The sequence below is a fragment of the Streptomyces pimonensis genome, from assembly GCF_041380215.1.
Taxonomy (GTDB): domain Bacteria; phylum Actinomycetota; class Actinomycetes; order Streptomycetales; family Streptomycetaceae; genus Streptomyces; species Streptomyces pimonensis.
In genome coordinates this window covers 84,757-97,330 of sequence record NZ_JAHWZY010000027.1, presented here as the reverse complement: position 1 = coordinate 97,330, position 12,574 = coordinate 84,757, and the positions used below count along the sequence as shown (strand labels likewise).

Genomic DNA, 12,574 nt, shown 5'->3' with positions numbered 1-12,574 from the left:
AGTCTCAGATCGGATTGACCGGCCCTTGTTTTCCGATTTATCGGGAGGGTGCTCCTTCGAAAGAAATCCTTCGACGAGAAGCTGACAGACCCTCACTGTCGCCTTCCGGGTCGTACCCCGTCTCCAGGCAACTGTTTGAATCTACCTCCCCACCGGACCCGTGTCAACGGCTCCTGTGGGGCGAAGAGGAGACTAACAGCTCAGCGAGCCCTCGCGCACATCAGGCAGCCGTGGGTACGTCGGCGCTGCGTTCGAACGCCTCCAGGTCACCGGTCTCGCCGGCGCGTGCCGCACGTCCGCCCAGGACGTAGACGTAGGCCAGGAAGGCCAGCTCGGCGACGACTCCGATGGTGATGCGTGCCCAGGTGGGCAGGCCCGACGGGGTGACGAAGCCCTCGATGGCACCGGAGACGAAGAGGACCAGGGCGAGACCGATCGCCATGGCCAGGGCTGCCCGGCCTTCTGCCGCCAAGGCCGCGCGCCGGGTGCGGGGACCCGGGTCGATGACGGTCCAGCCGAGGCGGAGACCGGTGCCGGCTGCGACGAAGACCGCGGTGAGTTCCAGGAGACCGTGCGGCAGGACGAGGCCGAGGAAGGTGTCGAGACGGCCGGCGGAGGACATCAGGCCGAAGCCGACACCCAGGTTGAGCATGTTCTGGAAGAGGATCCAGAGGACCGGCAGGCCCAGGAAGACACCCAGGATCAGGCAGAGGGCCGCGGCCCACGCGTTGTTCGTCCAGACCTGGGCGGCGAAGGAGGCCGCGGGGTGGCTCGAGTAGTACGTCTCGTACTGGCCGCCGGGACGGGTGAGCTCGCGCAGCTCGCTGGGGGCCGCTATGGACGCCTGCACTTCGGGGTGGGTGCCTATCCACCAGCCGAGGAGCGCCGCGACGGCTGTGGAGAGGAGCGCTGTGGGCACCCACCAGTGGCGTGACCTGTAGACAGCGGCCGGGAAGCTGTGGGACAGGAAGCGGGTGACGTCCCGCCAGGAGGCCCGGCGGGCGCCGGCCACGGCACTGCGCGCGCGTCCCACCAGCTGACTGAGCCGGCCGGTCAGCTGCGGGTCGGGGGCTGCCGACTGGATCAGGGAGAGATGGGTGGCCGTGCGCTGGTAGAGGACGACGAGTTCGTCGGCCTCCGCGCCGGTGAGGCGGCGCTGGCGCCGGAGGAGGGCGTCGAGGCGGTCCCACTCCCCGCGGTGGGCGGAGACGAAGACGTCGAGGTCCATCGGTGTGCCTGCTCCTCGGCTGTTCGTCGGCGGTCGACCTGACCGGTGGAAGGATGATCGGCTTGATCGGCTGGTCGTACTGCGGTGCGATGTGTCATCAGCTTGGCAGACTGGCGGTGTTCGGGGCAGGCGGGGAAGGGTGGCGGGCGTGAGTGAACTGGTGACGGGCGAGGCGGTGGCGTTGGAGCTGCGCCCCGCGAAGCTGCCCAGCAGGGCGCTGGCCGTACTGCTCGATCTGGTGGCGGCCATGGCCGTCTACGTCGTGGTGACCGTCGCCCTGGTGACCGCCACGGCCTCGTTGGACGAGGCGGCACGGGCGGCGATCTCGATCGCCTTGTTCGTCCTCGTGCTGGTCGGTGGACCGATCCTGGTCGAGACGCTCAGCCACGGACGGTCCCTCGGGAAGATGGCATGCGGGCTGCGGGTGGTACGGGACGACGGGGGGCCGATCCGGTTCCGGCACGCGCTGGTGCGGGGCCTGATCGGTGTGATCGAGATCCTGATGACGCTCGGGGTCGTGGCCTGCGTCGCGTCCCTGGTGTCGGCGCGGGGGCGACGGCTCGGGGATGTGTTCGCGGGGACCCTGGTCGTGCGGGAGCGGGTGCCGGCCGGTCAGGCGGGGTTCGTGCCACCGCCTCCGCCGTGGTTGGCCGGGCGTTTCTCGGGACTCGATCTGTCTGCGGTGCCCGATGGTCTGTGGCTCGCCGTCCGGCAGTACCTGACGCGGATGGGGCAGCTCGATCCGCAGGTCGGCCGGTCGATGGCGGAGCAGCTGGCCGCGAACCTGGCCGGCCGCACGGGGGCGCCGGTGCCGCCGGGGGTGCCGCCTGCGGCGTATCTCGCGGCAGTGGTGCAGGAACGGCAGGTCCGGGAGGCCCGGCGGACGTTCGGGCACGGGCCGGCCGGGAGCGGCGGGGCCTCGGGTGCGGCCGGTACGGCGGGCACCCATGCCCCGCCGGTGCATCCCGCTGCGACCGTGGCGCCGGAGGTGCGGCCGACTGCGTATCCGTCGACGGAGCCGGGAACCGTGGTGCACGGGGAACGGGCCGTCCCGTCGCAGGAGGGATCTCCGGCCGATCGGCCGCCGACGGGGTTCGCCCCGCCGGCGTAGGCGCCTTGGAAGGCGCCGGTCAGCCGAAGACCGACGGTGGTGATGCGAGGTCTTCCAGTTCGATGCCAGGGGCCGCGAGGACCACGTCCCCGGCGAGGTGCACGGAGTGCTGCTCACCCGTGTCCAGGGCTGTGACCTGGTACTCGTCCACGGTCAGGGGGCCGTTGTCAGTGGTGTGTGCTTCTCTCTTCACCAGCGCCCAGGACTGGTCCAGGGTGCGGGGGGCGAGCACCGGGTGCGTGAAGGCGACGAGGCGTACGCGGGTGGCGGGTGTCGAGGGGGTGAGGCGCAGGAGGCGGGCGGTGGCGACGAGGAAGGCGGGGGACGAGCCGGTGAAGGCGTGGGCGCGCGCATTGCCTTCGGTGGCGTGGTCCCCGGTGGGGTCGGTGCGGACCCAGGTGACGCCGTCGAGGGCGGCGCCGCGGACCTGCCAGCTCGCGGCGTGGAGTTCGAGGCGGATGGGGCGGCCGAGTTCGTCGAGGGCGAGGTCGACCGAGCCCAGGTGATCGCCTGAGGAGGCGGTGAGCTGGGAGACGTAACGCCAGCCGGAGGGGCCGGGGGCACAGTGGAAGTGTTCTTCTGCGAGGGGGGTGTGGTCGTGCGGATCGTGGAGCGAATAGCGGCCGCGGGGCATGGGGGTCCTGGGTCGTGACGGGCTGGGCCGGTCGCCGGTCCACACATGGGGCAGGCCCCCGGCACGGGGGTGCGGGGGCCTGCCTCGGAGGACCTGCTGCCGGGGAGCGCGTCCGTGCTCGGACGGGCTCCCCGCGGTGGGAGCGTGGGCTCAGTAGCGGTAGTGGTCCGGCTTGAACGGGCCCTCGACCTGCACGCCGATGTACTCGGCCTGCTCCGGACGGAGCGTGGTCAGCTTGACGCCGAGTGCGTCGAGGTGGAGGCGGGCGACCTTCTCGTCGAGGTGCTTGGGCAGCACGTAGACGCCGGTCGGGTACTCGTCGGGCTTGGTGAACAGCTCGATCTGGGCCAGGGTCTGGTCCGCGAAGGAGTTGGACATCACGAAGGACGGGTGGCCGGTGGCGTTGCCCAGGTTCAGCAGACGGCCCTCGGAGAGGAGGATGATCTTCTTGCCGTCGGGGAAGGTCCAGGTGTGGACCTGCGGCTTGATCTCGTCCTTGACGATGCCGGGGACCTTGGCGAGGCCGGCCATGTCGATCTCGTTGTCGAAGTGGCCGATGTTGCCGACGATCGCCTGGTGCTTCATCTTGGCCATGTCCGAGGCCATGATGATGTCCTTGTTGCCGGTCGTGGTGATGAAGATGTCGGCCTTGTCGACGACCTCGTCGAGCGTCGTGACCTGGTAGCCGTCCATCGCGGCCTGCAGGGCGCAGATCGGGTCGATCTCGGTGACGATGACACGGGCTCCCTGACCGCGCAGGGACTCCGCGCAGCCCTTGCCCACGTCGCCGTAGCCGCACACGACCGCGGTCTTGCCGCCGATCAGGGTGTCGGTGGCGCGGTTGATGCCGTCGACCAGGGAGTGGCGGCAGCCGTACTTGTTGTCGAACTTCGACTTGGTGACGGCGTCGTTGACGTTGATCGCCGGGAACAGGAGGGTGCCGTCGCGCTGCATCTCGTACAGGCGGTGGACGCCGGTCGTCGTCTCCTCGGTGACACCGCGGATCTCGGAGGAGAGCCGGGTCCACTTCTGCGGGTTCTCGCCCAGGGTGCGGTTGAGCAGTTCGAGAATGACGCGGTGCTCGTCGGACTCGGCGGTGTCGGGCGAGGGGGCCTTGCCGTCCTTCTCGTACTCGACGCCCTTGTGGACGAGGAGGGTGGCGTCACCGCCGTCGTCGAGGATCATGTTGGGGCCGCCGGTGGGGCTGTCCGGCCAGGTCAGCGCCTGCTCCGTGCACCACCAGTACTCCTCGAGGGTCTCGCCCTTCCAGGCGAAGACGGGAACGCCCTGGGGGTTGTCGGGCGTGCCGTCCGGGCCGACGGCGATGGCGGCCGCGGCGTGGTCCTGGGTGGAGAAGATGTTGCAGGACGCCCAGCGGACCCGGGCGCCGAGGGCGACCAGGGTCTCGATGAGGACGGCGGTCTGCACGGTCATGTGCAGGGAGCCGGTGACGCGGGCGCCGGCCAGGGGCTGGGCGTCGGCGTACTCCTTGCGGATCGCCATCAGGCCGGGCATCTCGTGCTCGGCGAGGGTGATCTCCTTGCGGCCGAACTCGGCCAGGGAGAGGTCGGCGACCTTGAAGTCCTGTCGGTTGTCGACAGTCGTCATTGCGAGCTGCTCCTCGGAGTGTGGGTCGAGGTGGGTACGGCTGGTCTGCACGGCGGCGGACACAGGGGTGCCCGAGGAGGACACAGGCATGCCCGCGTGCGCGCAGCGCAGTCCGTCGGAGGCCCTCTCTCCCTCGGCCGGTCCGTGGTGGACCGCCCGACCGCCATCAGCAGCGACGTCTGGCTCCGTCCCAAGCTACACCGACCGGCCGGGCCTGCCCCAGTCTGCCCGCGTACACATCAGGCCGATCTGGCGGGCATCCCGCGCCGGTCCCCCGGTGCTCGTCGTGCGGGCCGCCGGTCGCGCCCGCACGGACGGGCCTGCCCGTGAAGTCGCCCGAGTGCTCGTCGATGACCGCCGGTCGCGCCCGCACGGACGGGCCGTGCGGGAGGAGCTCGGGCGCGGACATGCGCGGGATTCCCGGTTCCTCGCCGGCGACCGTGGCGGCACGGCGCCCGTGCGGGCGGCGCGGGGCCGGGTGACGGAGGACCGTCCGGATGTGGTGCTGCTCACCGGGGCCACGCTGCTCGGACCGCTCATGGCGATCGCGGGTCCGATCGGTGTGCTTGCGGGGCGGGCGGTCGGCGGTCGGCGAAGTTCGGTACGGAGCGGCGGCCCGCGCACTTCTGGCGCGGGCCGCCCCTCCGTCGTGAGGTCCTGCGGTTCCCTGCGGGTCGGACCTCAGTGGGCGGTGTCGTGCGGCGTCGGGCCGCCGGGTGTGCCCTCGGGGCCGGCGCCCTTGGCGGCTTCGGTCTCGCTGTAGATGTCGGGCTCGAGGTAGATCATGCGGGCGATCGGGACGGCGTCGCGGATGCGGGACTCGGCGGCGTCGATGGCGGAGGCGATCTCGGTGGCCGTGTCGTCGTGCCGGACGGCGATCTTCGCGGCGACCAACAGCTCCTCGGGACCGATGTGGAGGGTGCGCATGTGGATGATGCGGGTGACGGTGTCGCCGTCGACGACGGCGGCCTCGATCTTCCGGGTCTCCTCGACGCCCGCGGCCTCACCGAGCAGCAGTGACTTCGTCTCGACGGCGAGGACCAGGGCGATCAGGATGAGCAGCACGCCGATGCAGAGGGTGCCGATGCCGTCCCAGACGCTGTCGCCGGTGGCCAGGGCCATCCCGACACCGCCGAGGGCGAGGATCAGGCCGACGAGCGCACCGAGGTCCTCCAGGAGGACGACCGGCAGTTCGGGTGCCTTGGAGTGGCGGATGAACTCCTTCCAGGAGCGCTGGCCGCGCAGGGCGTTGGACTCCTTGATGGCGGTGCGGAAGGAGAAGCTCTCGGCGATGATCGCGAAGACGAGGACGCCGACCGGCCAGTACCAGTTCGTCAGCTCGTGCGGGTGCTTGATCTTCTCGTAGCCCTCGTAGAGGGCGAACATGCCGCCGACCGAGAAGAGCACGATGGAGACGAGGAAGGCGTAGATGTAGCGCTCGCGGCCGTAGCCGAAGGGGTGCTGCGGGGTCGCCCGGCGCTGGGCCCTCTTGCCGCCCACCAGCAGCAGCCCCTGGTTGCCGGAGTCGGCGACCGAGTGCACGGACTCGGCGAGCATCGATGACGAGCCGCTGAAGATGAACGCCACGAACTTCGCTACCGCGATCGCGAGGTTGGCGACGAGTGCCGCCACGATCGCCTTGGTGCCGCCTGACGCGCTCATGTGTCCGCGTTGTCCCTTCGTACTCCGTGTGGGCCCGGGCAGACGTGGATCACTCCGCCCAAGGCTTCGCCCGTCCTTTGACGGTGGGCCATTGTCGCAGCCCCGTTCGGCGGCGGCGCGTCGAACCGTCGTCGCAGGACGGTCAGATGACGACAGTGGCCCTGAACAGGGTTCCGGTACCCGATGCTTCGGCCTTCTCACCCGAAGGGATGAACACGGAGGTGCCCGGTGTCAGTTCGTGCTCTCCCACCCGTACGGAACCGGCGGTGCAGAGCAGGATCTGCGGGGCGGCCAGGGTGAGGCCGTGGGTGACGCCGCCCGCGGGGAGGACGTAGCGGGAGAGGCGGAACTCGTCGATGGGGGTCTCGTAGACCTCCTCGCCGTCCGGGCCGGCCTCCGGGCGCAGCACGCCGGGGTCGCCGGCCTCGAAGCGGACGATGCGCAGGAGTTCGGGGACGTCGACGTGCTTGGGGGTGAGGCCGCAGCGCAGGACGTTGTCGGAGTTGGCCATGATCTCGACGCCGAGGCCTTCGAGGTAGGCGTGCGGGACGCCGGCGCCGAGGAAGAGTGCCTCGCCGGGCTGGAGCCGGACGTGGTTGAGAAGCATGGCGGCGATGACGCCGGGGTCGCCCGGGTAGTGGTGGGCGATGTCGGCGTACGGGGCGTACGCGCCGCCGAGGCGGTCGCAGGCGGCGGCCGCCTCGGCGACGGTGCGGGCCATCTCGTCGGGGTCGGCGGTGAGGACGGCGGTGAGGACCTCGCGCAGGGCAGCCTCTTCGGGGCGGGCGTGCAGCAGGTCGACGTACGGCTTGAGGGAGTCGACGCCGAGGCCGTCGAGGAGTCCGGCGGCGCGCTGCGGGTCGCGGAAGCCGCACAGGCCGTCGAACTCGGTGAGGGCACAGATCAGTTCGGGCTTGTGGTTGGCGTCCTTGTAGGTGCGGTGCGGGGCGGTGACGGGGACGCCGCGGCGTTCCTCGTCCTCATAGCCCTCCTTCGCCTGGGTCAGGTCGGGATGGACCTGGAGGGAGAGCGGGGCTCCGGCGGCGAGGAGCTTGAGCAGGAAGGGCAGACGGGGGCCGAACTTGGCGACCGCGTCCGGGCCGAGTTCCCGCTCCGGGTCGGCGTCGATGACCTCGACGAGCGTGCCCCGGTCGGTGCGCGAGGGCGCGCCGGGGTGGGCGCCCATCCACATCTCCGCCTGCGGCTCACCGGTCGGTTCGGTGCCGAGCAGCCGCGGGAGGGCGGTGGTGGAACCCCAGGCGTAGGGGCGGATGGTGTTGTCGAGGCGGTCCATGGGGTTCTCCGCGTTCCTTCTGCCGGTTCTCGTGCGGGCGGCGCGGTGCGTGCCGTGCGTCCGCGCGGGGGAGGGTCAGGTGTTCCCTGGCATGATCAGGCCCTTGAGGCGAGCGCCAGGTAAACGGCGGCGAAATCCGTGACGGCGATCAGCTCCGCGAGGGTCTCCAGTTCGCCGCCCGCCTCCGGTTCCAGCTCGCTGATCGGCGTGTCGTGGGTGAGGGCCAGGTCACGGGCGGCGGGGGCTGCGGTGAGGCCGCCGATGGGGCGGTCGCGGAGCAGCACCACGCGCGCGTGCAGGGCGGGCGCCTCCTCGACGCGGTCGCGGAAGAAGTCGTCCGGGTCCGCGCCGGCGGCGAGCCGGCCGGCCAGCAGGGCGCTGTGCGCGGCGAGCGCCTCGGGGAGTTCGGCGACGACGGCGGGGGTGCCGGAGAGCTCGGCGAGGGCGGCGGCGAAGCGGCGGCCGGCCGGCCCGGCTGAGACCCCTTCGGTCCATACGACGGGGAGCGCGTCGGCGATCTCGGCGGCCAGGGTCTTGGCGGGGTTGCTGTACGTCGCGATGGCGGGTCCACAGCGTTCGGCGATGCCGTCGAGGCGGTCGGCGATCTTTCCCAGGGCGTCCGGCGGGGCGGTGAGCAGGCCGGTGCGGTCCAGGAGCGCGAGCAGCGGGGTGAGCAGCGCCCACAGGACGCCGGGGGCGGAGGCGGCGAGGGGTTGGTCCTGGTCGTAGGAGGCGGTGGCCATGGGGACGAACAGGCCGACGGAGCCGTTCACCGTCTCGGCGAGCGGGGTGCGGGCGGGGGCGACCGCGACGACGGTGCAGCCGCGGCGGTACGCCTGCTCGGAGAGCAGGGTGAGCCCGGGTTCGGTGCCGTCCGGGGTGGCGATGAGGAGCAGGTCCACGGAGCCGGCCCAACCGGGCAGTTCCCAGCGCAGGGCGCCTGCCGCGGGGGCGACGCCGCTGGGTGCGAGGCGGGTGACGGGGCTGCCGGCTCCGGCCAGGGTGCCGAGGAGGTCCGCGGTCTGGGTGGCGGCGGCGCCGGGACCGGCGATGAGCACCGCGCGGGGGCGGCCGTCGGGTTTCAGCTCGTTGACGCCGGCTTCGGCGGCGTACCGCGCGGCGGTGCGGACGCGGGCGCCGGCTTCGGCGGCGCCGCGGAGCAGGGCGCGACGGTCGGCCTCGGCGAGGCCCTGCGGTGAGTCGAGCAGCGATTCGTCGAGCATGGGCGGCAGGCTCCGATCTCCGATCGGCGGGGCGTCGTCGGTGCGTGGTGTGCCGGTTACCCGTTACGCGGGGCGGCGTGCCTCGTCGACGAGGAGTACGGGGATGCCGTCGCGGACGGGGTAGGCCAGGCCGCAGTCCTGGCCGGTGCAGACCAGTTCCGTGTCCTGCTCCTTGAGGGGGGAGCGGCAGGCCGGACAGGCGAGGATCTCCAGGAGGCCGGCTTCGAGTGGCATGGGGGTCCCTTCGCTGGGTGGATGTGCTGGTCAGGGTACCGCCGGTGGAGGGTGGGCGGCGGGCCGGGCGGTGACCGGCGCGGGGCAGGGGTGTGGGTGGGCATGCGCCGGAGGCGTGCGCGGGGTGCGCCGCCGCCGGTGCGGGCCGGGGGTGCTTGCGCAGCCCGGCGCTTTCGGGGTGCCGTCGCGCCCGCCCGCACCGCCCCAGCGGCGCTTGCGGGCGCGGTCACGGGACTACGACCGGATGATTTCCAGGGCCTCGTCGCGGATCCTGGTCATCGTCGCCTCGTCCCGGGCCTCCGCGTTCAGGCGCAGGAGGGGTTCCGTATTGGAGGGGCGGACGTTGAACCACCAGTCGGAGGAGGTGACGGTGAGGCCGTCCAGGTCGTCGAGGGTGATGCCGTCGCGGTCCTCGTACGCGGCCCTGATCGCGGCCAGGCGGGCGGTCTGGTCGTCGACCGTGGAGTTGATCTCCCCGGAGCCGATGTAGCGGTCGTACTGGGCGACCAGGGCGGACAGCGTGCCCTGCTGGCCGCCGAGGGCGGCGAGGACGTGCAGGGCGGCCAGCATGCCCGTGTCGGCGTTCCAGAAGTCGCGGAAGTAGTAGTGCGCGGAGTGCTCGCCGCCGAAGATCGCGCCGGTCCTGGCCATCTCGGCCTTGATGAAGGAGTGGCCCACGCGGGTGCGCTCGGGGGTGCCGCCGTTCTCCCGTACGACCTCGGGGACCGACCAGGACGTGATCAGGTTGTGGATGACCGTGCCCTTGCCGCCGTTGCGTGCCAGCTCGCGGGAGGCGACCAGGGCGGTGATCGCGGACGGGGGGACCGGCTCGCCCCGCTCGTCGACCACGAAGCAGCGGTCGGCGTCGCCGTCGAAGGCGAGGCCGAGGTCGGCGTCCTCCTCGCGGACCCGCTTCCGCAGGTCGACGAGGTTGGCCGGGTCGAGGGGGTTGGCCTCGTGGTTGGGGAAGGTGCCGTCGAGTTCGAAGTACATCGGGACGAGGGCGAGCGGCAGGCCGGCGAAAACCGTCGGGACCGTGTGCCCGCCCATGCCGTTGCCCGCGTCGACGACGACCTTCAGGGGGCGGACGGAGGCCAGGTCGACGAGCGAGCGCAGGTGTGCCGCGTAGTCGTCCAGCGTGTCGCGCCGGGTGACCGTTCCCCGGGTGCCGGTCGTCGGTTCCGGGGCACCCGACTCGCTCCACCGCTCGACGAGTTCCCGGATCTCCGCCAGGCCCGTGTCCTGGCCGACCGGCGCCGCGCCCGCGCGGCACAGCTTGATGCCGTTGTACCGCGCCGGGTTGTGCGAGGCCGTGAACATCGCGCCGGGGAGGTCCAGGGCGCCCGAGGCGTAGTAGAGCTGGTCCGTGGAGCACAGGCCGATCTCGACGACGTCGGCGCCCCGGGCCGCCGCGCCGCGCGCGAAGGCGCCGGACAGGCCGGGGGACGACGGCCGCATGTCGTGACCGGTGACGACGGCGGTCGCGCCGGTCACCCGGACGAAGGCGGCGCCGAAGAGCTCGGCGAGGGACTCGTCCCACTGGTCGGGAACGACTCCGCGCACGTCGTACGCCTTCACGATCTGCGACAGATCAGCAGCCACGGCCAGCCCTTCCGGAAGTCCTGTCGGTCACCACAAACTACCCGTAGGTGGTGACGCTCCTGTCAGGGCCACCGAACGGGCCTTCGGACGGCGCGGAGGCCCGGGGCAGCACCCAGCCGAGTGCCGCCGTGCTCTGGCCCACCGTGACCAGGCACATCACGAGCAGCAGACCGAGGCCCCAGGGCAGTACCTTGCGCGGCGGGGCGCCCTCGCGGCCCGCCGGCCCGACGGCCGCGCAGGCGGCGGTGAGGTTCTGCGGCGAGACCATCCTGCGAGGACTCCGACGGAGCTGTAGGCGGCGGCCCGGACTGCCGGGCGGCGGTGGTCCGGAGGGCGGTGGTCCGGAGGGCGCCGAAGCAGAACGCGACGGCGAGTACCCGGATGCGGGGTCGTCGGAGAGACGGCCGAAGGAGCGGCGGGGGACGTCGGAATGGCGGATGCGGACGGTCATCCGGTGGGCCCACAAAGCGTTGACGGTGATCCACATGAGGAGGAAGAGGCCGAAGACGGCACCCCGGGAGCCGCCGGAGAGTGTCCGGTCCGGTGGCATGCCGTACCCCGGGCAGGCCGCAGGCAGGCCGGTCAGGCCTGCGAAGTGCGCCTTCGTCCGGACGCCGCCGAGCGAACCGGCGACGGGTTCCAGCCTGGACGCCCAGCGGCGCTTCCCGGAGTCCGTCACGTGAAAGCAATTTCTCACCACACCCCAGGAAACGACCATGCCCGCGACAAGCAGGCGTCGAGGGCGTACCGGGGTTCGCGCGGCGCCCGAGGTACGGGAGAGAGGCCCGCCCCGGTCAGTTGTCCGGGGAGCGGAGGACGCGCAGGTGGCCGCGGCGTGCGACCTCCATGGGGTCGGCCGCGCGGGGACCACCGGCCCCTCCCGCCGCGCGTTCCTGGGGGCGGGCGGCCTCACGCACCGCGTTCGCAAGCGCTTCCAGGTCGTCTCCGCTGGGCTGGGCCGGGGCCGAACCGTCGAGCAGACGGACGACCTCCCAGCCGCGCGGTGCGGTGAGGCGCTCGGAGTGCTCCGCGCACAGGTCGTAGCAGTGGGGTTCGGCGTAGGTGGCGAGCGGGCCGAGGACCGCGGTCGAGTCGGCGTAGACGTACGTCAGCGTCGCGACGGCGGGACGGCCGCAGGCGGTGCGCGAACAGCGACGTACAGGGCTCACGACGTTGGACGGTACCGCACTCTTGAGCGGGCCGCGACGACTCCCCACCACGTCACTCCACCGTGTCGTGACAGGAAACACCCCACATGTCCCTTTGGGTACACCTTGCTGACCTGGGTCGACACGAGGGCTCGAAGGGCTGGTCGGCACTGATTCCGGTCACCAGTCGGTACAAACACCGTCAATTGCCTTGAGGTCACCGGTCTCAGGGAGATGCGGAATCGAGCCCAACCTTGGCTGGAATGGTCACGTTGTGACATGCCGTACGGGTCGGCCGGAAGGCGTACCGGATCGGGCGGGGCGGCGACGTGACGACTACGCTTCGCGGTGATGGACAGCTCTGTGACGCCCCGTGCCGCCGGTCCAGGCCCCGGACCCCGACGCCGTGACCGCCACGGCCGGGGCATGCGGGGCCCGATCGCACCTCCGCAGGTGCCGCTCGCCGCGAGCCGTGCGGAGACGTTCTCGGATCTCGTGCAGGACTCCGTGGAGCGGCTGGAACGGCGGTGGCCGCAGTTGGCCGACATCGATTTCCTGGTGCTGGACGTGCCCCGGCCGGACGGGGGGACCTGGAGCGATGGGACGGTGCCGCTGGGCGGGACCGTGGCTGCTCGTGAGGGACAGCCGGCGCGGGTGGTGGTCTACCGGCGGCCGGTGGAGATCCGCTCCAAGGGGCGGGACGAGCGGGCGGCTCTCGTGCACGAGGTCGTGGTCGAGCAGGTGGCGGAGCTGTTGGGGCTGACGCCGGAGACGGTGGATCCCCGGTACGGGGAGGACTGACGGGGTTCGTACGGCTGCGGGTGCGACTG

The 12,574-nt window shown here is 71.9% G+C and carries 11 protein-coding genes and 1 pseudogene; 2 read left to right on the top strand and 10 right to left on the bottom strand.

All coding sequences use genetic code 11. The features are described 5' to 3' along the window. Positions 1 to 220: 220 nt before the first annotated feature. The gene (locus KYY02_RS24120; RefSeq protein ID WP_371241238.1) at positions 221 to 1,228 is read right to left on the bottom strand and encodes a stage II sporulation protein M; all 1,008 of its coding nucleotides are present in this window, start codon (positions 1,226 to 1,228) and stop codon (positions 221 to 223) included. A gap of 148 nt (positions 1,229 to 1,376) precedes the next feature. Here KYY02_RS24120 and KYY02_RS24115 point away from each other — a divergent pair, with 148 nt between their 5' ends. Then, positions 1,377 to 2,339, top strand: coding sequence for an RDD family protein (locus KYY02_RS24115; protein ID WP_371241236.1), 963 nt, complete (start codon positions 1,377 to 1,379; stop codon positions 2,337 to 2,339). Between the two features lie 19 nt (positions 2,340 to 2,358). Here KYY02_RS24115 and KYY02_RS24110 read toward each other — a convergent pair whose 3' ends face one another. The 9 genes and pseudogenes from KYY02_RS24110 to KYY02_RS24070 all read right to left on the bottom strand — a co-directional run bounded on the left by KYY02_RS24110 (position 2,359) and on the right by KYY02_RS24070 (position 11,813). Further along, a complete protein-coding gene (locus KYY02_RS24110; protein WP_371241234.1) occupies positions 2,359 to 2,973 on the bottom strand; it encodes a hypothetical protein in 615 nt (204 codons plus the stop codon). A 150-nt stretch (positions 2,974 to 3,123) separates the two neighbouring features. Next, positions 3,124 to 4,581, bottom strand: a complete 1,458-nt coding sequence (gene ahcY, locus KYY02_RS24105; protein WP_371241232.1) for an adenosylhomocysteinase — start codon at positions 4,579 to 4,581, stop codon at positions 3,124 to 3,126. Between the two features lie 681 nt (positions 4,582 to 5,262). Beyond that, a complete protein-coding gene (locus tag KYY02_RS24100) occupies positions 5,263 to 6,243 on the bottom strand; it encodes a cation diffusion facilitator family transporter (RefSeq protein ID WP_371241229.1) in 981 nt (326 codons plus the stop codon). Between the two features lie 142 nt (positions 6,244 to 6,385). Then, on the bottom strand, positions 6,386 to 7,537 hold the full coding sequence (gene manA / locus KYY02_RS24095; protein WP_371241227.1) for a mannose-6-phosphate isomerase, class I: 1,152 nt from the start codon (positions 7,535 to 7,537) through the stop codon (positions 6,386 to 6,388). 95 nt (positions 7,538 to 7,632) lie between these two features. Beyond that, positions 7,633 to 8,760 carry an SIS domain-containing protein gene (locus KYY02_RS24090; RefSeq protein ID WP_371241225.1) on the bottom strand — a complete coding sequence of 376 codons (1,128 nt, stop codon included), beginning with the start codon at positions 8,758 to 8,760 and terminating at the stop codon, positions 7,633 to 7,635. Between the two features lie 63 nt (positions 8,761 to 8,823). Then, positions 8,824 to 8,994, bottom strand: coding sequence for a Trm112 family protein (locus tag KYY02_RS24085; RefSeq protein ID WP_371241222.1), 171 nt, complete (start codon positions 8,992 to 8,994; stop codon positions 8,824 to 8,826). A gap of 234 nt (positions 8,995 to 9,228) precedes the next feature. Continuing rightward, on the bottom strand, positions 9,229 to 10,596 hold the full coding sequence (locus KYY02_RS24080) for a phosphomannomutase/phosphoglucomutase (RefSeq protein ID WP_371241220.1): 1,368 nt from the start codon (positions 10,594 to 10,596) through the stop codon (positions 9,229 to 9,231). A gap of 103 nt (positions 10,597 to 10,699) precedes the next feature. Beyond that, positions 10,700 to 10,911: pseudogene (locus tag KYY02_RS24075) on the bottom strand (L-lactate permease); the annotation flags it as partial. Positions 10,912 to 11,390: 479 nt separating this feature from the next. Then, positions 11,391 to 11,813: a DUF3499 domain-containing protein gene (locus KYY02_RS24070; protein WP_371241218.1), complete on the bottom strand. Its 423-nt coding sequence runs from the start codon at positions 11,811 to 11,813 to the stop codon at positions 11,391 to 11,393. A 282-nt stretch (positions 11,814 to 12,095) separates the two neighbouring features. Between KYY02_RS24070 and KYY02_RS24065 the strand changes: the two genes are divergently transcribed. Further along, positions 12,096 to 12,545, top strand: coding sequence for a metallopeptidase family protein (locus KYY02_RS24065; protein ID WP_371241216.1), 450 nt, complete (start codon positions 12,096 to 12,098; stop codon positions 12,543 to 12,545). Positions 12,546 to 12,574 lie beyond the last annotated feature (29 nt).